This window comes from Desulfobacterales bacterium (assembly GCA_029211065.1).
In the GTDB taxonomy this organism is placed as follows: domain Bacteria; phylum Desulfobacterota; class Desulfobacteria; order Desulfobacterales; family JARGFK01; genus JARGFK01.
The window spans coordinates 24,154-45,993 of sequence record JARGFK010000028.1 but is presented as its reverse complement, the minus strand read 5'-3'; the positions used below and the strand labels follow the sequence as shown (position 1 = coordinate 45,993).

21 protein-coding genes are annotated in these 21,840 nt (G+C 50.2%); 12 read left to right on the top strand and 9 right to left on the bottom strand.

Features of this window, described 5'->3' with window-relative positions; translation table 11 throughout:
- A partial coding sequence (locus tag P1P89_08405) for a transposase (protein ID MDF1591518.1) occupies positions 1–306 on the top strand: 306 nt, incomplete at its 5' end.
- 334 nt (positions 307–640) lie between these two features.
- Here the strand turns inward: P1P89_08405 and P1P89_08400 are convergent.
- Positions 641–1,453, bottom strand: a complete 813-nt coding sequence (locus tag P1P89_08400) for an alpha/beta hydrolase (GenBank protein MDF1591517.1) — start codon at positions 1,451–1,453, stop codon at positions 641–643.
- Between the two features lie 366 nt (positions 1,454–1,819).
- On the opposite strand from P1P89_08400, the gene P1P89_08395 reads away from it, so the two are divergent.
- The 11 genes from P1P89_08395 to P1P89_08345 all read left to right on the top strand — a co-directional run bounded on the left by P1P89_08395 (position 1,820) and on the right by P1P89_08345 (position 14,034).
- Positions 1,820–2,821 (top strand): LacI family DNA-binding transcriptional regulator, encoded by a 1,002-nt coding sequence (locus P1P89_08395; GenBank protein ID MDF1591516.1) that lies wholly within the window; start codon positions 1,820–1,822, stop codon positions 2,819–2,821.
- 177 nt (positions 2,822–2,998) lie between these two features.
- The gene (locus P1P89_08390) at positions 2,999–3,862 is read left to right on the top strand and encodes a creatininase family protein (protein MDF1591515.1); all 864 of its coding nucleotides are present in this window, start codon (positions 2,999–3,001) and stop codon (positions 3,860–3,862) included.
- Positions 3,863–3,948: 86 nt separating this feature from the next.
- Positions 3,949–5,175, top strand: coding sequence for a Tm-1-like ATP-binding domain-containing protein (locus tag P1P89_08385; protein MDF1591514.1), 1,227 nt, complete (start codon positions 3,949–3,951; stop codon positions 5,173–5,175).
- Positions 5,176–5,178: 3 nt separating this feature from the next.
- On the top strand, positions 5,179–5,790 hold the full coding sequence (locus P1P89_08380; GenBank protein ID MDF1591513.1) for a class II aldolase/adducin family protein: 612 nt from the start codon (positions 5,179–5,181) through the stop codon (positions 5,788–5,790).
- A 14-nt stretch (positions 5,791–5,804) separates the two neighbouring features.
- On the top strand, positions 5,805–6,725 hold the full coding sequence (locus tag P1P89_08375) for a TIM barrel protein (protein ID MDF1591512.1): 921 nt from the start codon (positions 5,805–5,807) through the stop codon (positions 6,723–6,725).
- Between the two features lie 65 nt (positions 6,726–6,790).
- Complete coding sequence (locus P1P89_08370) at positions 6,791–7,750, top strand: tripartite tricarboxylate transporter substrate binding protein (GenBank protein MDF1591511.1); 960 nt, start codon at positions 6,791–6,793, stop codon at positions 7,748–7,750.
- A 64-nt stretch (positions 7,751–7,814) separates the two neighbouring features.
- Entirely contained in the window at positions 7,815–8,270 is a 456-nt protein-coding gene (locus P1P89_08365) for a tripartite tricarboxylate transporter TctB family protein (GenBank protein MDF1591510.1), read from the top strand.
- A gap of 12 nt (positions 8,271–8,282) precedes the next feature.
- Positions 8,283–9,776 carry a tripartite tricarboxylate transporter permease gene (locus tag P1P89_08360; protein ID MDF1591509.1) on the top strand — a complete coding sequence of 498 codons (1,494 nt, stop codon included), beginning with the start codon at positions 8,283–8,285 and terminating at the stop codon, positions 9,774–9,776.
- 65 nt (positions 9,777–9,841) lie between these two features.
- A complete protein-coding gene (locus P1P89_08355) occupies positions 9,842–10,966 on the top strand; it encodes a zinc-binding dehydrogenase (GenBank protein ID MDF1591508.1) in 1,125 nt (374 codons plus the stop codon).
- A gap of 337 nt (positions 10,967–11,303) precedes the next feature.
- Positions 11,304–13,046, top strand: coding sequence for an aldehyde ferredoxin oxidoreductase C-terminal domain-containing protein (locus P1P89_08350; GenBank protein ID MDF1591507.1), 1,743 nt, complete (start codon positions 11,304–11,306; stop codon positions 13,044–13,046).
- A gap of 394 nt (positions 13,047–13,440) precedes the next feature.
- Entirely contained in the window at positions 13,441–14,034 is a 594-nt protein-coding gene (locus P1P89_08345) for a hypothetical protein (GenBank protein MDF1591506.1), read from the top strand.
- Positions 14,035–14,761: 727 nt separating this feature from the next.
- On the opposite strand, the gene P1P89_08340 is transcribed toward P1P89_08345, so the two are convergent.
- The 8 genes from P1P89_08340 to zwf form a co-directional block, all read right to left on the bottom strand.
- Entirely contained in the window at positions 14,762–15,469 is a 708-nt protein-coding gene (locus P1P89_08340) for a DUF3047 domain-containing protein (protein MDF1591505.1), read from the bottom strand.
- A gap of 58 nt (positions 15,470–15,527) precedes the next feature.
- On the bottom strand, positions 15,528–16,202 hold the full coding sequence (locus P1P89_08335; GenBank protein MDF1591504.1) for a hypothetical protein: 675 nt from the start codon (positions 16,200–16,202) through the stop codon (positions 15,528–15,530).
- 35 nt (positions 16,203–16,237) lie between these two features.
- On the bottom strand, positions 16,238–16,873 hold the full coding sequence (locus P1P89_08330) for a hypothetical protein (GenBank protein ID MDF1591503.1): 636 nt from the start codon (positions 16,871–16,873) through the stop codon (positions 16,238–16,240).
- Between the two features lie 178 nt (positions 16,874–17,051).
- Positions 17,052–17,969, bottom strand: coding sequence for an arsenosugar biosynthesis radical SAM protein ArsS (gene arsS / locus P1P89_08325; protein MDF1591502.1), 918 nt, complete (start codon positions 17,967–17,969; stop codon positions 17,052–17,054).
- Between the two features lie 329 nt (positions 17,970–18,298).
- Positions 18,299–19,048 (bottom strand): ribose-5-phosphate isomerase RpiA, encoded by a 750-nt coding sequence (gene rpiA, locus P1P89_08320; GenBank protein MDF1591501.1) that lies wholly within the window; start codon positions 19,046–19,048, stop codon positions 18,299–18,301.
- A 66-nt stretch (positions 19,049–19,114) separates the two neighbouring features.
- Entirely contained in the window at positions 19,115–19,480 is a 366-nt protein-coding gene (locus P1P89_08315; GenBank protein MDF1591500.1) for a glucokinase, read from the bottom strand.
- A gap of 57 nt (positions 19,481–19,537) precedes the next feature.
- On the bottom strand, positions 19,538–20,236 hold the full coding sequence (locus tag P1P89_08310; protein ID MDF1591499.1) for a TVP38/TMEM64 family protein: 699 nt from the start codon (positions 20,234–20,236) through the stop codon (positions 19,538–19,540).
- Between the two features lie 13 nt (positions 20,237–20,249).
- On the bottom strand, positions 20,250–21,812 hold the full coding sequence (zwf, locus tag P1P89_08305) for a glucose-6-phosphate dehydrogenase (GenBank protein MDF1591498.1): 1,563 nt from the start codon (positions 21,810–21,812) through the stop codon (positions 20,250–20,252).
- Positions 21,813–21,840 lie beyond the last annotated feature (28 nt).

The following is a 21,840-nucleotide window of genomic DNA, read 5'->3' as shown; positions in this document are numbered from 1 at the left end:
GCTGATGATGATGCCGGCAAACTCGCCCGGCGGGTATCGGGCGAACTGGATTCACTCTGGAGGTTTCTGGATGAATCCGATGTTGAGCCCACCAATAATCGGGCGGAACGGGCGCTTCGCTACGGGGTTTTATGGCGCAAACGAAGCTATGGGACTCAGAGCGAAAAAGGCAACCGCTGGGTGGAACGGATACTGTCTTTGCGGCAGACCTGTCGCCAGCATGCTCAATCCACCTACCCGATTTTGGTGAATGCCATTTCATCATACTTTAAACATCAAAAACCAAATTTAGCCTGGCTGACTTAGCTGATTTACTAGTCAACCCCGTGAACAATTACAACACTTTTAATGCCAGTTCTCGGAGATTTCGATAAGAAAAAGGGGCTAACTATAATCTAAAGCTTAATTTTTATTTTGGTGACGGGCACAATATGTGGGGTGATCGACTGGCAGGCTAAAATTGAAGTTTCCGGCTATTAGTGCGTGTCATACTTATCGGGTTTTAAGCGAACAACATCGAAAATATTCTTTACTTTACAAGACATGCATCAGACCGACCATTATATCTGCTATACATATCGCATGATGGGTCGATTCAGCGGCTGTGGTATCGACACGGCGGATATATATATGGATTCGATTACGAATCTTTGAGGATTCCAGCTTCACGTAAAAACGCCTCCACATCCTGCCAGAAAGTCCCTGAACCCGGCAGGCAATCATTGTGTTGGCAATCATAGGAAAGCAGTTTGCCGTTTGGCGCCGCCTGGGAGAGTGCCAGGCCGTGGCGATAGGGAATGACGTCATCCTGTTTGCCGTGAATAAAAAGAATCGGTTTGGGATAGGTTTTTACAACGGCCAGATTGTCGAATGGGTCCCGCACGAAAAAAGGGGGAACCAGAAAGTTTTTTGCAAAGGCGCGCACATTCATAAACGTCGACATTAGTATCAAGGCCGCTGATGGCCGGGCCAGGGCCAGGGCGCAGACCGCTCCGCCGCCGATGGAGCGACCGAATAAGATGATCCTGTCAGGATCAATATCCGGCCGTTCTTTCAGCCGGTCATAGGCTGCCACAAATGATGCGGTAATGCTTTTTTGTGAAGGGCTCCCACCGGACCGCCCATAACCGGGATATTCCACCAGCAGCACCCCGATGCCCATTTTACGGAACGGGGTCAGCTCATCCGGCCAGAAATCAATCAACTCACCGTTGCCGTGGGCAAAGATCACTGCCGGCCCTGGACGCTGCAGAGGTCTGGCCGGCGGCAGATACCAGGCTTCAACCTTTTCGGAAGATGTGTCCAGCCAGATCTGTTCCCGGCCCGGCACTTTGGCGGCATCCGGCGAAGGAGATGGGATCATCCCCCGGGGAAACATGATTTGCCGCTGCATCAGAAAAATAAAACCGACGTAGGCCGAATACAAAAGCAGGACCCATAAGACAGTTTTCACTATCGCCACCTTTGTTACGCCTCTTTGTTTTAGAAGGGTTTGAATTTGCAATGCCAGGTCAGCTCCGCTCCGATCGTTTGTCCGGATGGCTTTACGTTCAATTGTTCCCGGTCTTATGCTGCCGACAGCGGGGAGTTTTTGACGGCCGGGTAGTCATCCCTCACCTATGAATATATACTTATAAATTCGATCACGTTTTAAATCTCTCTGTTAGATTATCGTTTGATTCCGTATTTGTAAAGACGCAGGCTTTAATTCTTGGTAAAAAAACATAACAAATTTTTCGCAGTGCGATATATCCTTGACAATGTCTGAAATAGACCATAAATACAGGTAAACGTTTACCATTGTTTTAAACGAGGGAATATGGCCAACATCCAGGATGTCGCCCGCCATGCCGGTGTATCCATTGCCACGGTGTCGCGGGTGGTGAATAACAGCCTCCATAAAGTTAATCCGGAAACCCGGGAACGGGTTTTAAAGACGGTCAAGGAACTGGATTATCGGCCGAACGCGCTGGCCCGCAGCCTTCAATTAAAAAAGACCATGACCATCGGGATCATCATCCCTGATATTTCCAACCATTACTATGCTGAGATCGTCCGGGGTATCCAGGATGTTGCCGATCAAAAGGGGTATAACATCATTTTGCAGAACACCGAACGCAAACCGGACCGGATCATCAAGTCCATTTACCTTCTCCGGGAAAAAATCGTGGATGGCATTATTTTCAGCGGCGGCATCATCCATGGTTATGAGCCGCTGTCAGCCTTAAATGAACTCAGGGACCGTGTAGTGGTGATCGGACGGCATGAAGTCAATTTTCCGGCAATCGTGGTGGACAATATCGGCGGCGCCGCCCTTGCAACACAGCATCTGATTAATCTGAAGCACACCCGCATCGGATTTGTCGGGGGACCTCAAAATTCCACCACCGGGATCGACCGGCTCAAGGGGTATAAAGGGACCCTGGCCCAGAATGGTTGTTCCTTTGATGAACACCTTGTCCGGCGGGGAAACCTAACTCCCAAAGGCGGTTACCAGGTTGCCGCCCGGATTTTGCGTGAAAAAGATCGTCCCACGGCGATTTTTGCAGCCAATGACCAGATGGCTTTCGGCACCATCTATGCTGCGCGGGAACTGGGGTTGCGGGTGCCGGAGGATCTGGCGGTGGTGGGGTTTGACAATGTGCCCCTCAGTTCCTATTTTCTGCCATCCCTGACGACGGTAGAAATCCCCATGAACAGCCTCGGGGCGGCGGCAATGGAAATGTTGGTAAACCTCATGGCAAATAATAATTTTTCACGCATGAAATGGTTTAAAACCCGGCTGATCGTCAGGGAGTCGACAGGGGCTGAAAAAATCTAAAAAAAACCTATTGACATTATCCGTTGTTTTGCTTAATTGTTTTGGTAAACGTTTACCATTGATTGTGACAGTTTTTCCCCTGACGTCACGCTGCGTTATTTTCTGACATAAATTGCTGCACCCGCATGTTGCGGTGCAACCGATTCAATCAAAAACCATGTGAAAGGAGCAAGAAAAATGGCAAGAAGAAAAAGTTACAATACGTTTGAGAAAAGTTATGATGAGGTGGCCGAGCACCTGAAGACCAACGATATCATCATGATTCCGATGGGTTCCAATGAGAAGCACGGCTCCCACTGTGTTCTGGGGACCGACTCCATGACCACCATGGGGGTTGTCCGGGAGGCGGCTCCATTGGCGGACACCTTATACACGCCCTTTATGCCGGTGGGTTACTCCCCGCACCATATGGGCGAAGTCAACAAAGGTTCCGGAACCTTGACATTTTCCGGTGCAACCTATCGCGCGGTGGTTTATGATCTGGCCATGAGCATGATCTACCACGGCTACAACAAGATTGTATTTGTCACCCACCACGGCAGTAACTCCAAGGTCATCGACGAGGTGCTGCGGAAAATAAGATACGAAACCGGTTGCTTTGTGTGCTGGTATAAGACCCCCACCGAACGCTCCATGTCCATTGTCGGTGAAATCATGACAGGACCGCCGGAAGATACACCGGGATGGCACGCCGGCGAGTTGGAAACCAGCACGGTCTGGGCCTGGGATGAAACCCTGATCGATATGGACAAGGCCAAAAAAGACCGGACCCATGCCCCGGCCTACATGGGCAAAAATTTCTCCAAAAAAGACGGTACCGGCAATGTCATGTTCATGGGATCTGAAAACATCTGGGTGCCCATGGAACACCATGAATACAGTGATACCGCCACCATCGGCGACCCCTTTGCCGGAAGCAAGGAAAAAGGGGAAAGATACTTTAAGGTTGCCGGGGAGGCCCTGGCGGCTTTTCTGAATGAAATCAAAAAGTTTAAAATAAATGTGCCGTTGGAGGCGCGTCAGTTTAAAAACAGAGCCTAACCGGATATCGACTTCCGGCTGAAGCGGAGACGGCAGGGTTGCAGAACCAACCCTGCCGAACGCTTCATCTGAATAGTATCTACCCGATGCCAAAACATATCGCAATTATTGCAACACTGGACACCAAGGAGCCGGAGGCGGCTTTCATGGCCGGTATGGTACGTGAACACGGGCATATTCCCATCGTGATCGATGTGGGGGCGTTCACGGCTTCGGGCAAGGCCGATTTTTCAAATAATACCGTAGCGGCCCAGGCCGGCTGCAAGCTGGAGAGGCTGGTCCAAACCGGCGAACGCGACACAGTGATAAAAACCATGGGCCAGGGGGCCATGCGTGTTCTTTTAGCGCTGCTGAAGCAAGGCAAACTGGACGGCGCCATCGGCCTGGGCGGAAACCAGGGGACTGCCATTGCCGCCATGGCCTTGCGCAGCCTTCCGCTAGGTTTTCCCAAGTTTCTGTTGTCCACGGTGGCTTCGGGAAACATGCGGCCCTATATCGGCAATGCCGACATCGGGATGATGTTTTCTGTGGCGGACCTGCTCGGCGGTCCCAATCCGGTTTCGCGATCAGTTATGTCCAATGCGGTTGCCGCCCTGTTGGGAATGGTCGAAAGAGGAGAGCCGATTTCGCTGGCGGCGCGTGGTCGCACGATTGCCTTGACGGCTCTCGGCAACACCGAGAAAGCCGCCAACCGTATCCATGGGCAGCTCTGTCAAAGGGGATATCAAGTCATTACGTTTCATGCTTCCGGCGCCGGCGGTTCAGCCATGGAAGAACTGATGGAATCGGGGATTTTCAGCGGCGTTGTCGATTTGACGCCCCATGAACTTTCCGAAGAAGTGGTGGGCGCAGGGGCTTATATCCCGGTACGGCCGGGAAGACTGACGACGGCCGGTCGGGTGGGACTTCCCCAGGTCGTATCCACCGGCGGGCTGGAATATTTATGCTTCGGTCCGAAAGAATCCATCCCCGGCAGGCTGCGCAGGAGAAAAATCTATTTTCACAACCCCAACAACGCCAATGTCAAAATTTCCCCTACGGAGATGGCGCAAATCGGAACGGTGATGGCAGAGCGGCTGAACACCGCCGCCGGTCCGGTTGCCGTTCTGGTTCCCACAAAAGGCTGGTCGGTCTACGGCAGTAAAGGGGGGCCGCTTTTTGATCCCAAAGGGAACAGGATGCTGCTGCAGGCGTTGAAACAACAATTGAAACCGTCGATCCCTTATAGAGAGATCGATCTGCACATCAACGATCATGCCTTTGCCGATATCTGCGTAGAGGCATTAATCGGTTTTTTACAGGAAAGGGAATAACAGATGAAGGATATAACTATCGGGGAGCTGAACTATTACAGAACGGCATTGGCCGAGTTTTCCCGGCGTTCATATGACCGACACCTGGTCGGCGGTACCGGCGGGAACCTCAGTGTCCGGATACCCAATACCGATCGGGTGCTGATTACACCCACCGCCATATCACTGGGAGACGTCAAACCGGAAGAGAATATTCTGGTCACGCTTTCGGGCGACGTGCTGGAGTCTCCCATGGGATTGAAAGGGTCCAAGGAAACCTCCTTTCATCTGGCGACTTTTCGCAGCCGGCCCGATGTGGGAGCCATTGCGCACGTTCATCCGCCCTATGCCACGGCGTATTCCAACACAGGCGAACCGCTGCCCCTGGCGACCATATCCGCCCGGGTGGTGCTGAAAAACGTCCCCTGCGTGGCGTGTTTTCCTCCCGGGTCTTCGGAGCTTTGCGATTGCGTGACAGACGGGGTTCAGAACAATCCTGAAATAAAAGCGCTCCTGATGAAAGAGCACGGCATCCTGACCATGGGGACGGACCTCATGAATGCCTTTTATCTGGCCGACCTGGTGGAAGATACCGCTATGATCGCCTATCTGGCGGCCAACATCCAAAAAAACTGATAAAAGGAGACAGCATGGATACATTTTCGATTTACCGTTATATGGATCTGGGTATCGTTCACTTCAAGGCTTTTCCGCAAGTGGTCAATGGTGAAGGACCGGTCGTGGAAACGTTAAAAAAAATTGTCGAAGACGATTTTTGGACGGCGGTGGAAGTGGGCTGGATAAAAGATGTAAAGGTTCGCAATGAAGCGCGCAAACTTCTGGATGTGTCGCATATGAAAGTGTGCTATGCCACCCAGCCGCGGGTATTCAGCCAGAAGCTGAACCTGAATGCGTTTGATCCGGCGGAGAGAAAAAGGGCTATCAACGGCGTAAAAAGCGGCATTGATGAGGCGTACCATCTGGGCGCATCCTGCGTGCGGGTGCTGTCGGGCAAGGATCCCGGGGATGACAAGAGGGCCGAGGCCAAAAAGATTTTTGCCGAATCGCTGAAGGAATTGTGCCGGTATACCCAGGAAATGGGAGATATTAAATTATACATGAAGATTTTTGACCGCGGCATCGACAAAGAATGCCTGATCGGACATTTTCAGGATGCTGCGGATGTGGCTGCGGATGTTTACGGGGAATTTAAGAATTTCGGCGTCCTGGCGGATCTGTCGCACTTTCCGCTTTTAAACGAAAAACCGGAGGATGCGATTCCGCTGGTCATGAAGTATCCCATGCATTTTCATATCGGCAATTGTGTCATGCGGGATCGATTGCACCCGATGTATGGTGATTTGCAGCCGCGCTTCGGCGTACCGGAAGGGGAACTGGACACGGCCGATGTTCGGGATTACTTTAAATTGCTGCTGGATAAAAAGCTGCTGAATCCGGAGAACAAACCGGTTTTAAGCGTTGAGGTCAGGCCGCTTCTGGCTGAAGAGTATCCTGAAGTGATTATTGCCAATGCCAAGCGTGTGATCAAGGAAGCATGGGCAACCCTGTAATGCTTTTTCGAAAGTCTATATAAGCCGCTTCAAACTTATCAACAACACAAAGGGGAGGTAACGTTATGATGAGAAAGAGATCAAGTGTTCTGTTTGCAGTCGTTCTGACAATGGTGTTGAACATGGGACTTGCGTGGGGTGCGGATTATCCCAGCAAACCGATTAATTTTCTGATCCCATTTGGCGCCGGCGGATCAGCCGACCTGATGGGACGCGCGCTGGCAAACGGGGCCGGTAAAATACTCGGCCAGCCGGTTGTTCCCATCAACAAACCGGGCGCCGGCGGCGGCATTATGTATACGGCGCTGAAAGATGCTGCTCCAGACGGATACACCCTGGGGTGGAATTCGACTTCGATTCTGACCACCACCAATATCGGCAACGTTCCCTTTAAATACGATGCTTTTGATAACATCTGCAACATCGGATTTACCGCCATGCCCATTGCCGTCCGGGCGGATGCTCCCTGGAAGACGTTTCAGGAATTTGTGGATTACGGCAAAAAGAACCCGAACAAAATCAAAATCGGTAATGCCGGCACCGGCAGCGGTACCCATCTGACCGCGGTTCTCATGGCAACAGTCGTTGATATGCAAGCCGTTCATGTCCCCCTTGGAGCCGGACGCAGAATTGCAAGCCTGCTGGGCAAAGAGGTTGAGGCCATTTGCGTACCCCTGCCCGAGATCGCCCCCCAGGTGCAGGCCGGTCAGGCCCGAATCCTGGCCATGAGCACGGAGCAAAGGGATCCGTCCCTTAAAGATATCCCCACCATGAAGGAGCTGGGTTATCCGGCGGTCATGGAGCTTTTCCGCGGCATCAGCGCTCCCAAGGGAACCCCGGCGGCCGTCGTCAAAAAGCTGGAAGCGGCCTTTCAGAAAGGTGCCGAAACCCCTGAGTTTATGGAACTATCAAAGAAAAACGGTTTCAATATCAATTTCATGGGCAAGGCGGAGTTTGAGAAGTATCTGGTCATTCAAAATAACAATGTGGCCGAGGCAGTTAAAGTGGGCGGCCTTTCAAAATAATAACCGTTTGGCAGGGGCGATGTCCCGGTGGAGAGTCGCCCCTGCTTTTAAGGGAATTTTTTGAATGAAAAAAGCCAATATCATCATCTCCGTCGTGCTGCTCATTTTCGGCAGCTATTATGCTTTTCTGACATCCCGTTTGCCGACGCGAAACCTGCCCAATACTTTGGGCATAGATTTCATGCCCTGGCTGCTGGTGGTCTTGTTGTTTATAGTGGTTCTACTGCTGCTGCTCAAGACTGTTTTAAGAAAACCGCTGGAAAGCTTTGACCCGAAAATTTCATCCAAAGAAGGCATCGGCATTATCTTCCTGACAATATTTTTGTATGCGTATGTCCAGGCCATGCACCTGTTCGGATTTGTGTGGGTGACACCCGTCTTCATGGCGGTGTTAATGGTCATGACCGGATCGCGAAAATGGAAGGAAATCGTTGTCTTATCGATCGTGTCCCCAATGGTTATCTATGTTTTTTTTCAAAAAATTTTTCAGGTGGTTCTGCCCGGCGGGAAATTTTTCTAAAGAGGAGCTTCGATGGACGGAATAGTGTTGACAGCTTTATATGAAGTGCTTCAGCCGCAGAATATTTTTGCTTCCATGGTGGGAGTATTTTTCGGGCTGTTCATCGGATCCACCCCCGGTCTAACCATCTCCCTGGGGATGGTGCTGCTCCTCCCGTTGACTTTTAAACTGTCTGCCGTGACATCCATCTGCCTGATGCTGGGATTATATGCCTCCGGTATGACCGGCGGCTCGATTTCAGCTATTCTATTGAATATACCGGGAACGCCGTCTGCCTCGGCAACTGCCATCGACGGATATGAAATGGCCAAAAACGGGCGGGCCGGCGAAGCCCTCGGGGTGGCTGTCGCGTCATCCTTCTTCGGCGGCATCTTCGGCTTGACCTGCCTGGTTCTGGCAGCCCCCCTGATCGCAAAGGTCGCGCTCAACTTCGGCGCACCGGAGCTGTTCGCCATCGTGCTGCTGGGCCTGACGCTGATCTGCAGCTTCGGCCAGGAGTCCACCATCAAAGGCCTGATCTCCGGCGTGATCGGACTCATCATCATGACGGTGGGACTCGATCCCATGATGGGCACTCCGCGATTTACCTTTAACACAGTGGAACTGCAGGCCGGCATATCCTTTCTGCCGGCGATGATCGGCCTGTTTGCGATTCCCCAGATCCTGGTGGGGATTGCCGGAAAAGTGCAGGTCATTCCGGAATACAAATCAAAAATTTCGGGGGTCCTGCCGAAAATCAGAAACCTTTTTAAGCTGTTAAAAGCGATGCTGATCGGTTCGCTGGTGGGCACCGGCATCGGCGCGATTCCGGGCGCCGGCGGACCGATTGCAGTTTTTTTAAGCTATGATTATGCCCGCAAGGTTTCACGAAAGGCGGACGGATACGGCAAAGGGGAGCCTGAGGGCGTTGCTGCGCCGGAAGCGGCCAATAACGCCGTTGCCGGCGGCGCCCTGATACCCATGCTGACGTTGGGGATTCCCGGTGACCCGGTTACCGCCATTCTGCTGGGCGCCCTGTTGATTCACGGCCTGATACCGGGCCCGCTGCTTTTTCAACAGGCGCCCCAGTTTGTCTACAGCGTTTTCTGGGCCTATCTGGTGGCGAATTTTATGAACCTATTTCTTACTTTTTGCACCATTAAACTCTGGGTCAAGGTGCTTAAGGTGCCGGAAAGGGTCCTGCTGCCGATTATTTTAATACTCTGCGTGGTGGGAACTTTTGCCCTGCACAATTCTTTTTTTGACGCCGGAATCATGTTTTCTTTCGGCCTGTTGGGATATTTCATGAAAAAGTACGGATTTCCCATTGTCCCGATGCTGCTGGCCATCATCCTGGGACCGAAGCTGGAGGAACATCTGCGCATGTCCCTGATTATCTCCCAGGGTGACTACAGCATCTTTGTGACCCATCCCATCAGTCTGGCGTTTATCATTATTTCAATTATATCATTCATCATGCCGCTGATTAAATCCCTGTGGAAAAAAAAGAAGGTTGACGCTCAATAAAATTCTGACAAATGAAGTGCCAAAATTCAGGCGACGAAAATTTTAAGATGAAAAGAGGAGCAAACATGCAAAATAAGAGTCGTGGCAAAAGTTTTAAAATTCCAAAAACCATGAAAGCCTGGGTGCTGGGTGATCCCAACGAGCTGAAACTGACCCAGAAACCGGTGCCTGAACCGGGCCCTGCTGAAGTCCTGGTGAAGGTTGATGCGGTGGCCATCTGCGGGACCGACCTGGAGATTTTCGCAAACGGCCTGCCGGCCATGATTGAGGGCGGAATGCCGTTTAACAAGAATTTTACCCCGGGACATGAATATATGGGCACGGTGGTGAAGCCGGGCCCCGGGGTTGATGAATTTCAGCCGGGCGAGCGCGTCACCGTGGAAATCCATGCCGGCTGCGGCCGCTGTGAAAGATGCCGGGAGGGGATGTACACATCCTGTTTAAATTACGGCATGAACTACGGGGATAAAAACAAGGGCCACCGGGCCAACGGGTTTACCACGGACGGGGCCTTTGCCGAATACGCCGTCAACAGTATCAATACCCTGGTCCATGTTCCCGATCAGATGAGCGATGAAGAGGCCACCCTGGTGGTCACCGCCGGCACCGCCATGTATGGCCTCGATGCCATGGGCGGGGTGATTGCCGGTAAAGGCCTGGTCGTAACAGGGCCGGGACCCATCGGACTGATGGCCGTTGCAGTCGGCAAGGCGCTGGGTGCCCAGCCGGTGGTTCTGACCGGGACCCGAGACAGCCGCCTGAAGCTGGGTAAAAAGCTGGGAGCTGATTTTGTGGTCAATGTGCGCAAGGAAAATCCGGTTGAAGCGGTCAAGCGCATTACCGGCGGCAAAGGTGTCCATTATGTGATGGAGTGCTCCGGCGCTCCGAACGCCCTGAATGAAGCCGCCCAGATGGTAAACCGCGGCGGCCGAGTCTGTCTGGCCGCGTTTCCCCATGAACCGGTGCCGGTGGATCTTGCCTATCTGGTGCGTAACAACATATATGTCTACGGCATCCGCGGCGAAGGCCGAAGTGCGACCCACCGGGCCATGGCCTTCATGGAGCAGCGCCGGTTTGACGCCACCCTTATGCATACCCACACGTTTAAGTTTAAAGAGATTCCCACCGCCGTCAAATACGCGCGCGAAAGAATCGAAGACGCCATCAAGGTGGTCGTAAAAATGAAATAACCGGCTTGACTTTTGTTGAGAATACAGATATCAAAAAAAACAATTGTCTCAGAGGTTAAACGGCATAAACCTATCTTTTTCCATTTCACGCGGATGCGGAATATGATCCCGGAACATGTTCGGATGCTGTTAATCTGAAATTCCTCCCATTTGTTAATTTCTATGAATACACATCAGCTGACACAGCAGGTATCAATGGTTTCAAATTCATGGACTATTCAGACTGAATTTGAAGTGTGGTGACCATAATGATCGACGGAAAATGGCATTGATAAAAAATTTGTATAACCCGGTTGATAATTCAAAATGTTTTAAACAATAAGAAAGGAGGGTACCGATGGATAAGATACTGCGAATTGATGTGGGCGCAAAAGGTGGACCCAAGGCAAACACTCAGCCGATTGGAGACTATGCCGGTCTGGGCGGACGCGCCCTGACATCCGGGATCGTCTCAAAAGAAGTTCCGCCGGATTGTCACCCCTTGGGCGGCGACAACAAAATCGTTATCGCTCCGGGTCTATTAAGCGGGTCGACTGCGGCCATGTCGGGTCGTATCTCCGTTGGCTGCAAGAGTCCCCTTACCGGCGGCATCAAGGAAGCCAACTCCGGCGGGCAGGGCGCCCAAGTCTTGGCACGGTTGGGGTATGCCGCCATAGTCTTGGAAGGAAAACCAGCCGACGATACCCTTTACAAGGTCTTCATCAACAAGGACGGCGTAAAAATTACGGCGGACAACAGCCTGAAAATGCTGGGCAACTATGATCTGGTCGCTAAAATGAAATCCGCTCATGGCGATAAAATCGCCTGTATCTCGATCGGCCCGGCCGGGGAGATGAAAATGGCGGGTGCTTCGGTCGCTTTTACCGACATGGAGCTGCGGCCGACACGCCATGCCGGACGAGGCGGCGTCGGCGCTGTCATGGGATCCAAAAACATCAAGGTGATCGTTTTAGACGATGCCGGCATGAAAATGCGGGCGCCAAAAGATCCCGAAAAATTCAAGGAATCCAACAAGGCCTTTGTGGCCGGTCTGAAGAAGCATCCGGTAACCGGCCAGGGGCTTCCGGCATACGGGACCAATGTTTTGACCAACGTGATCAGCGAGGCAGGGGGATACCCCACCCGGAATTTTAAAACCGGGACTTTTGAAGGCGCCTCCAAAATCAGCGGGGAGACCCAGGCGCAGCTTGAGAACGAACGGGGCGGAGAAGGGTCTGCCACCCACGGCTGCCACCGGGGCTGTGTCATACGCTGCTCTGGAACCTTTTACGATAAAAACGGAAACTATTTGACCAAACAGCCCGAATACGAGACTGTCTGGGCCCATGGCGGCAACTGCGGCATCGATGATTTGGACGCCATTGCGCAATTGGACCGCCTGGACGACGACTTCGGTCTGGATACCATCGAAATGGGCGCCACCATCGCTGTGGCCATGGATGCGGGTGTTGCCAAATTCGGCGACGCCAATGCAGCCATCAACCTGGTGAAAGAAGTCGGAAAGGGCACACCCCTGGGCAGAATCCTGGGCAGTGGCGCGGCGGTTACCGGAAAGGTGTTCGGGGTAGAAAGGATCCCGGTGGTGAAGGGACAAGCGATGCCGGCCTACGACCCCCGAACGGTCCAGGGAATCGGCGTTACTTACGCCACCAGCACAATGGGGGCCGACCACACCGCCGGTTATGCGGTGATGACGAATATCCTGGGCATCGGCGGTAGTGTGGATCCACTCAAACCGGCGGGGCAGGTGGAGCTTTCCCGGAACCTGCAGATTACCACGGCGGCCGTTGATTCCACCGGCATGTGCATATTTATTGCGTTTGCTGTAGCGGACCAGCCGGAGACCTTCCAGGCGTTCCTCGATATGCTCAATGCCTTTTACGGGCTGAGTCTCACTGCAGACGGCGTTGCCGCTCTGGGCAAGAAGGTGTTAACAATGGAACGCGAATTCAACAAAAAAGCCGGCTTGACGTCGGAACATGACCGCCTGCCTGCATACTTCCTGAATGAGAAACTGCCGCCCCATAACATTACCTTCGGGGTAACCGATAAAGAGTTGGACGAGGTATTTAACTTTTAGATGCTGGCCGCTGTGATGTGGATAGGGGTCCCAAAAGGGGCCCCTATATATTTTCAAATGGTGCCAAATAATTACTGGTGAAGGGCATTCCCGGTGAGCATATGGTCTCATTTTGTCATTCCCGCCCCGCATCAAGTGCGGGATAAACTGCGGCGGGAATCCATGATCTGTAATTCCTCTCCCCCTGGAGACTGTGTCGTAATTGTTATAATGGGTTCTTTTTCTCCATGTCATGCCGGACCTGATCCGGCATCCAGGTGAACATCAACTTGAAAATATTCTGGATTCCGGGTCAAGCCCGGAATGACGAAAATTCTTGGAACGCTGGCTTTTACAATTACGACACAGCCCCCTGGTGGGGAGAGGTTAGGTGAGGGGGGGATTAACTCCAGCCATGAATCCAATTAACAATCTGTCTTTAACGGTTTCAGCCGAACTGTTGCCAAAATTCTTTCAACTACTCGAACAGGGGTTTTTAGTGGAAACGTCTGTGGGATGCAGTCTCCGGGATTTTATCTGCGGGGGATTGGGTCTCGACGGGCAATACCTGGCAGATAGAGTCCAGACGATTTTTTTGGATCATAATCCAGTGGATGATATTGATACGGCGCTTATTCAAGAGAACTCTACCGTGGCCCTTTCCGCCGCCATGCCGGGGCTGGCGGGTGCGACGCTTCGGAAAGGCGGTCGATTTGCCGCCATGCGCAACCAGATCACCTGCCGGACCGGCACGGCATGCGAGTCCGATCAACGAACCAAAGTAACGGTAAAATTTTTTAATGTGATTGCAAAAGATTTGGGGGGAAACTTACTTAATAAGGGGATCCGGATTCAGGACTCGAACTTTATCTGGTTTGCGAACAAACATACTGAAGCGTTCCAGGCGCATATCAGGTCGGCTCGGCTTGACGGGAAAACGATCGACCCGCACACGCTTGCCTCAATCCCCCGGCAGGGGGACTTATTTCTTCAAGCCGAGCTATGTTAAAAGAGCTCTGGAAAGAAGAACGGCCTGTCCGCCGATGATCATGTAAGGCAGGTTGCTTTCGTTCAGCGTTGCGCCCAATCGGGCAAGGATTTTTTCGAACATGAATTCAGTATCCCCGCAATCCGGATATCTACATGCATGCCTTCCCATGGGTCTGAGGGAGGCAGGACGCCGAGGTAACCTCTTCATTCCACATCGCAGTTAAAAGCTGAAGAGACTGTTCTGTTGATCTCAGCGTTTGATTCCTGATGAGATCATCTTCGAATTTTACCAATATGGATGCGTTTTTTATCATGTTCCTATCTATACCACTGTCCCACAGAATTTGCCACGGATGGGTTTTTTATTTTCAAACAGTCAGCAAAATCATATTTTAACATAAAAATCTTCATTTTATGTCAGACATATCTACGGGTTTTCAGCAGACAGATATCTTTAGGTGTTTGAATGATATCGGGAATCCAGGACTTCCCTGATATCCTCATATTTTTTGCGTGAAAATAATTTCAATTTCGGAAACAAATCGTTTGTAAAATTCTATCACAAGCGGGAATTGATTCAGGCAAGACATCTTGAATTTTTTGGTTTCCCTAAAGCAATGATGGAGAAATGACATCATCAAAACTTTTCTTTTGGGTGCGCAGCCTGAAATTGTCTTTTTGCCTCAGTAACTACCAATCAGGTGTGTCTCATGGTGAAAATATCCTGAAAATTGGTTAGACGAATTTCATTCCTTGCTGAACAGAATGTTTCCATAATAAGCGGTGGCGGATTCACCGGTATTGTCCGTGTCAGTCATGATCGCCACAGAGGAAATCATGGGCGGCTCACTATTGAAAGATTTCAGAAAATCCTCATAAATATTTCGTCTCTCGCTGATCCACGTGCCCGAATGCTTCTCACCGATTTCAATCACCACCATCATTGCCCGCTCTGTGTAAGGATTAGGTACAAACAATCCTTTCGGTGCACTGGAAGCCCAAATATAGTTGATGGTGGCCGAGGGGGGATATTCTCCATAAAGCTTTTTTGCGACCTTGTATTGAATCCTTTCAGAAAAGCTCAGCCGACTTGGATCGTATTCAAAAACGACATATATCCTGGCCGGGTAGTCGTCCCCGTCTTTTTGATAGACGTTTCCTTTCTTCAGAACATTGGCCACCTTCCAGCGCCATTGGATAATGGGATATTCTTTCGGATCTATTCGGATCTTTCGCATCAATCCGGAGGCCGATGCATCGGCATCTGCCTTGAGCACGACCATTCCGTTTTCTTCGACCAGTCGATAGATTGTATGCCGCTGAATGCCTTTGAAAGAAAAAATCTCCCAGTGCAGTGGCAGCGCATCTTCTGCTGTCGCATTCGAAAAGCGGCCTACCTCGATTGAAGGCGGGGATTCAGCAAGAACGGCCGGATGAATGCAAAAAAAAGCCATTACGGCCCATATGAAAATGGTTAATTTCCCTATCAATTCTACTTTGAAGCTATTAAATTTAATCTTTCTGGCTTTCTAATAAAAAATATAAAAGGTTGTCCGTAAATCCAGGTTGCTTTGTAAGATCAAGGTGATTTGAAAACAGGAAAAGGACTTGGTTCCATTGTATCGGGGATATTAACCGGCTATGCTGGTTGTCGGCCGAGCGCCAATCACCAAGTGCACTGCTGCGCAATACGGTTCCGTCACCGGGTCCCGTTTCAATGACGGATAGTCCTCCTTTTGAATCGTATTGAACCGTTTTATTGGTTTTTTCAGAATCACCTGCCACAAGCAGCATCCTAAGGGAAGTGGGTGGTTTGGATGGTATATCCATTGCAGCTGAAAATTGTCTTGCACGGCTTAAAGCCATGTGCAGGAAATTGAGAGCGAGCTCTCGCCTTTTTTCATGGCTCTCGATATCGTAAAAGAGCGACCTTAATACGCTGTCCTGTTTCGGATTTGCCAGTCCCCAGCCTTTTTGTATCCAAAGTTCAGGGTCGAGAATATCCTCTATCGGAAGTTTGTTTTCATCCAGCACCGGTTTTTGATGATTTCGCGGTAATAACTGATATAAAGAAGGCATGGTGCCCAAAACCGCAGGCGGATAATATGGTAATAATAAAGCCGGACGGAAGCCATCAACAAGACTGACGAACATATCAACAGAACCGGCATTTGGTGTGCCGATCATGACCAAATTTTCCACATGCCGGCTACCGGCCCATGTTATTTTCGGAATATTGCCGTCAGGTGGTAAATCCTCACTCCCGTACCTAAGATAATAACGAGCAACAAGCCCGCCCATGGAATGGGCAACAATATCAAATTTAACATCATAATCTTTAATACCGAAGCGTTTTTCAATTTCAAGTTGAACGTATTTTTTTTCTCCTTGATAAAGACGTCCAGCTTTTTAGCGCTTTCCACAATATCCCGGCGCCAGTCGTAATCGAACTGGAAACAGGTAAAATGGCGATTGCCGTAATCGATAACACCGGCTTCCCCGAGGTTTTGGTCTCGATATCCGCCAATACCGAGTACCCTCAGAATATTTGCATACGTCGTTTGTTCCAGGGGATAACCTAAAAAATTAAACTGAACTCTGTCGAGGGTCCCGGCAGATTCGACATTATCGCACATTTCCTCAAGCTTTTTCCCTTTAAACATCGGAATGGCGATAAGTCGGGCACCTTCGGCAGTTCGCGGGCTTATCGTATTTAAACCAAAGGCGCCCCATACCACGGAGCCGGTATCTTTATCGACCAGTTTGGAACCAAGCAGACCCGGAATAAGTATCACCGGGTTTCGGTACGGGCTTTCATTCTGAACCATGCTATTATATAAGCCCTTCAGATCCGGCACCTTGTAGGCGGTTGTACAGGCGATCATCGATAGAATGAGAACAGCTGTGATGAACCGGAACAAAAGCCTTATAGCGATTTTAAACCGGTCGTTTTTATACTGTTTAACAGCTTCCATGCTATGTCCTTTAAGGTGTAAATGATGCCGTAACCTGAACTCAGGTCGCGATAGCTCCACCTCAGGTAAAACCTGACCCTGCCGCACAGGTATAACAGTGATCGGCTGTCACGATAGGGTTTCCTATTACAGGGGGTCCGGACATTTCAGAGACGTGCGTTTTTCGTTGTGCCATATACATACCGCGGGCAAGATTAAAATCGCAATCAAAAAGATATCCATCCCAGGAAACAGAAACAAGCGTTCGACACATAACCCCCTCAACGGCGCAAGGATTGAAATTATATGCCAGCTTTTGCAGGTAACGGTCAAGATTGCCAGTGTGGACAAGCCATTTTCGAAATCTGCCCAGGGGAACATTTGCAAACGTAAAAAGCTGATTGAAAACAACGCCCCATTTTTTTTCAAGCACTTGCTTAAACCGCTTTTCCGTCTGAAACTGTGAGGGCGGAAGAAAAGCACCGGTCGGATTGGAAACCAGATTCAGCTCCAGACCGCTACCTTCCCGGCCATAACCAAGCGCATTCAGTTTTCTCAATGCATCGATACTCATCTTAAAAATTCCTGCGCCACGCTGGGCCTCGGTTTGGGCCAGATTCAATGATGGGAAAGAGGCAAAAATTACCACGGCATTCGACTTTAGCAGAGACATCAGTTCATCTCTTTTCCCGTCGTTCAAGGCAGAAAGGTTGGAACGCAACATAATTCTCGGCGCCAAGGGAGAAAGTCTTGCTACGATTTCCGATATATTGGGGTTCAGTTCAGGCGCGCCACCGGTGATGTCGATGACTTCAAACTTGCTTCGGTGGGCGTATGCCGCCACATTATTGAGCGTGTCTATATCCATATTTTCTATTTTATTAGGGCCTGCATCCAAATGGCAGTGCTGGCAAGTCTGATTGCACAAAAGGCCGACATTAACCTGCAGCGTTCGCGTCTTTTCCCGTAGTAATTTTAACCCGTGCTTTGCCAGGGTCAACCGGAATGGATCGATTTTTGAATCTGTCCGGTTTTCGTTCATATATTCTTTTAGTTGTGTGCAGATTTCAAGCATGGCTACTCCGCCTAATACTATAAGATTGTATCTTCATCGTATAATATATGGATTTTAAATAGACAATTTTTCAGAAATGTTGCGCATCTGAACTCCGTGGACCAAAGACGCGCCGCCTCGGATGGCGGTTGCGACATGAATGGCCTCGGTCATTTCCGCCGGATTAGATCCCTTCTCCAAACATGCCTGTGTGTACGCATCGATACAATTTTGCATTTTACCTTTCATTTTTGGTTATTGTAAAGAAAACTTGGTCAATGGTTGTTTGTCCGATCATGTCCTGGCTTTGAAGGGTTTGTTTGCAAATTCAAAACTCCTCGCCTAAGATGTTTTATCCCTTTCGTGCCGGCGATAATAACATCGGATGTCGTATCTAAAAAAAGCCCGTGTTCAACCACCCCGGCACGCTCGTTTAAGAGGACAGCCAGGTTTTTGGGAGCGGAAATTGGCCCGAAATGAGCATCCAATATCAGATTGCTCTGATCTGTCCGATAGGGACTTCCATCCACATCCATTCGCAAGGAAACCGATGCCCCAAGAGATTGAAGAAAAATCTCCTCTATTCTACAAGCAAAGGGGATGACTTCAACCGGCAAGGGGCCGTGGGTTCCCAGGCGGGGAGAAAGCTTATTCTCATCTGCGATAATAACGACTCTACGACTTACCTGCTGCAAAATTTTCTCTTTCAGTAAGGCGCCGCCGGCACCTTTAATCATATTTAAATCCGGATCTATCTCATCTGCACCATCAATGGTTAGATCAATTTTCGGATGAATTGCAAACGTCGTTAGCGGAAACCCAAGAGATTTTGCCATTTTTTCAGTAGCAAAGGAACTGGCAATGCCCTGAATATTTTCCAGTCGTTTCCGGTTTAAAAGGTCCGCCAGTCTTTCCAATGCGAACCGAAAGGTGCTGCCCGTGCCGAGACCTAGAACCATGCCGCTTTTTACAAGTTCAACCGCTCGGTAAGCGGCCGCTTGTTTCAGTTTGTTAAGAGCGTCCATCGATGGATCATTTGCCATATGTTGTTATTTATATTATTTATTTCAATAAGTTAAAATATAAAGTGGTTATAGGGCCGATCCTGCACAATAGGCCGCACCGATAAGGGCGGCTTTATCGTTGAGAACAACCTTAACAGGTACCTGCTCAAGAAAGGTCTTAAAGCGACCCTTGTTTATAAAAGCTTCCATGAAGATACCTTCTGTTAATTTGGGCAAAATCTTCGGAGAAATCCCGCCTCCCAAATAAACTCCGCCCATGGCCGCTCCAGTCAGGGCAAAGTTGCCGGCAGCTGCGCCGAAAATGGAGACAAAGATATTCAGCGCTTGAACGCAAGCAGCGTTTTTGCCTGTCAACGCAGCTTCAGTGATGGCTTGGGGAGGAAAAGCCCCAAGTTCGTTTTTGTCCCGCCAATGTCGCCAGCCAAAACACATGTTTTATCCGTTGACGTCCTCATCTGATATCTTCCATGATTAAATTTAAGACCCAATTCATTTTTCGCCCTTTACCTTTTTAATGATCTTAGGGATGAAAAACGAAAAGACAAAAAGCCCTATTGAAAAGAAAACCTTAAAGGATATCAGCTCTCCCCAGTTGCCGGAGGCCCATATTTCTTTCAGAGTTCCGATGAAAAAGGTAAATATGAAAGTCCCTACGATAATGCCCAGACCGGTTCCTACAAAATAGTCCCAGAAGCGTACCTTGGTTAGTCCCATTCCAAAGTTCATGGGCGTAAACGGAAAATAGACCAACCTAAGATACAGGACGGTGGCAAAGCCGTTTCGTTCGATGGCGTCGTCATATTTTTTCAGTCGATCACCGATCAGCGAAGCGGCAAAATCCCTCCCCAGGGTTCGTCCAATAAAGAAGGCGGCGCTCGACCCAACCATGGCGCCAATCCACACATATAAAAACCCCCAATAAGGACCGAAAATAGCGGCGCCGAGACCGGTGAGCAAGGTTCCGGGCAAAAACAGACAAACTCCCCCGGCATAAAGCACCATATAGACAAGCGGCGCCCAAAAACCGGAAGCATCTAAGAAGCTCCCCAGAGCTTCGGCCGTGAGATAATTCTGGATTGGCGTAAAGCGGATTAAAATGATGGCCGCAATAATAAAAAACACAAATATGAGGGCTTTCGCCCATGCTTTGTTACGTCTATCGGGTAGCTTATTGGCAGTTAATTCCATCTGTTTTCTCCTGTTATATAATATTTTCTATCGCTTGCGGTCCCTTGCTTCCGGATTCGTAAAAATGGAGTATGGTTGCTCTGTCGCCGCAATTTTCGCATGTGGATAAAATGGGTGTCAGAAAAGCCCAGCAGGTCTCAACGCCGTCTTGACGCCAGAAAAGCATATGATCCCCCAGCAGGCAGTCGAGCAGCACTTTTTCATAGGCTTCCAACGGCTGCTCCAAGGGTTGCTGGTGGTAGTGAAAATCCATGGTCACGGACCGAAGACTGACCTGGGCTCCCGGTGTTTTCGTCTGAAAAGTAAGCGCAATTCTTTCGTCCGGATAAATACCGATGACCAGACGGTTGGCAATAATCGTTTCTCCCAGAATATTTCTGAACAAGGAATGAGGCACCGGTTTGAATTGAATTGAAATCTCAGTCCGTTTTTGCTGGAGACGTTTTCCGGATACAAGGTAAAACGGCACTCCCTGCCAGCGCCAGTTATCCAGGTAGACCTTCATCATGGCATAGGTCGGCGTTGGGGAATCGGGTGAGACCCCAACTTCATCCCGGTAGGCGGGGACAACCTGCCCCGAAATCGTTCCGCTTCCGTACTGGCCAAGAACCAGATAATCTTTCATGGAATCCGTCCGAAAGGGCCTAAGTGACCGGTAAACCTTGACCTTTTCATCCCGGACGCGGTCGGCCCCAAATATAGATGGCGGTTCCATGGCCGTAAGGGCCAGTAGCTGCATCATGTGATTCTGGAACATGTCACGGATGACGCCGGCCTGCTCATAGTAGCCGGCCCGGTGTTCGACCCCCAGGGTTTCGGTGGCGGAAATGCGGATACTGTCTATGTACCTTCTGTTCCACAGCGGTTCAAAAATGGCATTGGCAAATCTGAACATCAATACATTCTGAACCGTTTCCTTGGCCAGATAATGATCAATCCGGAATATTTGATGTTCCTTGAAATATTCATGAATCCCACGATCCAGTTCGACGGCTGACGCAAGGTCCCGGCCGAAAGGTTTTTCCACCACCAGCCGGACCCAACCATTGTTCCGTTCACCCTCTGAAGCGAGATCCGCCTGTCCGATCATTCGGGCTACCGGCATATAAAGTGTCGGCGGAAGGGCCAGATAGAATAGTCTGTTCCCGCCCGTACCCATCTTGCCGTCGAGTTCGCGCAACGATGTCGCAAGATCATGAAAGGTTGCACTGTCGTCATACTGAATGCGCCGGTAATGGAGAAGGGAAAGAAACCCGGTCTGCTTTTCAGAACTCGATGGATCTGAATCCTTTAATGCCTCGGCCATGTTGGTGCGAAACTGGTCATCGTCCATAGCCGTCCGTCCGCATCCAACGATTGAGAAAGGGTCTGGCAATCTTTCCATCAGATAAAGATTAAACAGGGCCGGGATCAGCTTTCGGGTAGTTAAATCGCCAGTAGCACCCAAAATAATAAGGGTACACGAATCGATGCACTTTTCCAAGGCATCGCCTGCGGTCATGGACCCGGGATCCGGGACACAGGATGCCTTTACCCATTTCTGCTGGAGCTGTCTTGACACTTTGCTTTCATTCATATCGGTTCTCCGCAACGACTATAGGATA

What these genes read in the sequence shown, in the direction of transcription:
- zwf (MDF1591498.1), bottom strand. Translation starts at nt 21,812, where the DNA reads ATGAATGAAAGCAAAGTGTCAAGACAGCTCCAGCAGAAATGGGTAAAG.
- rpiA (MDF1591501.1), bottom strand. Translation starts at nt 19,048, where the DNA reads ATGGACGCTCTTAACAAACTGAAACAAGCGGCCGCTTACCGAGCGGTT.
- P1P89_08315 (MDF1591500.1), bottom strand. Translation starts at nt 19,480, where the DNA reads ATGTGTTTTGGCTGGCGACATTGGCGGGACAAAAACGAACTTGGGGCT.
- P1P89_08375 (MDF1591512.1), top strand. Translation starts at nt 5,805, where the DNA reads ATGGATACATTTTCGATTTACCGTTATATGGATCTGGGTATCGTTCAC.
- P1P89_08385 (MDF1591514.1), top strand. Translation starts at nt 3,949, where the DNA reads ATGCCAAAACATATCGCAATTATTGCAACACTGGACACCAAGGAGCCG.
- P1P89_08340 (MDF1591505.1), bottom strand. Translation starts at nt 15,469, where the DNA reads ATGGCTTTTTTTTGCATTCATCCGGCCGTTCTTGCTGAATCCCCGCCT.
- P1P89_08310 (MDF1591499.1), bottom strand. Translation starts at nt 20,236, where the DNA reads ATGGAATTAACTGCCAATAAGCTACCCGATAGACGTAACAAAGCATGG.
- P1P89_08355 (MDF1591508.1), top strand. Translation starts at nt 9,842, where the DNA reads ATGCAAAATAAGAGTCGTGGCAAAAGTTTTAAAATTCCAAAAACCATG.
- P1P89_08395 (MDF1591516.1), top strand. Translation starts at nt 1,820, where the DNA reads ATGGCCAACATCCAGGATGTCGCCCGCCATGCCGGTGTATCCATTGCC.
- P1P89_08350 (MDF1591507.1), top strand. Translation starts at nt 11,304, where the DNA reads ATGGATAAGATACTGCGAATTGATGTGGGCGCAAAAGGTGGACCCAAG.
- P1P89_08360 (MDF1591509.1), top strand. Translation starts at nt 8,283, where the DNA reads ATGGACGGAATAGTGTTGACAGCTTTATATGAAGTGCTTCAGCCGCAG.
- P1P89_08365 (MDF1591510.1), top strand. Translation starts at nt 7,815, where the DNA reads ATGAAAAAAGCCAATATCATCATCTCCGTCGTGCTGCTCATTTTCGGC.
- P1P89_08390 (MDF1591515.1), top strand. Translation starts at nt 2,999, where the DNA reads ATGGCAAGAAGAAAAAGTTACAATACGTTTGAGAAAAGTTATGATGAG.
- P1P89_08380 (MDF1591513.1), top strand. Translation starts at nt 5,179, where the DNA reads ATGAAGGATATAACTATCGGGGAGCTGAACTATTACAGAACGGCATTG.
- P1P89_08370 (MDF1591511.1), top strand. Translation starts at nt 6,791, where the DNA reads ATGATGAGAAAGAGATCAAGTGTTCTGTTTGCAGTCGTTCTGACAATG.
- P1P89_08345 (MDF1591506.1), top strand. Translation starts at nt 13,441, where the DNA reads ATGAATCCAATTAACAATCTGTCTTTAACGGTTTCAGCCGAACTGTTG.
- P1P89_08335 (MDF1591504.1), bottom strand. Translation starts at nt 16,202, where the DNA reads ATGATCGGCACACCAAATGCCGGTTCTGTTGATATGTTCGTCAGTCTT.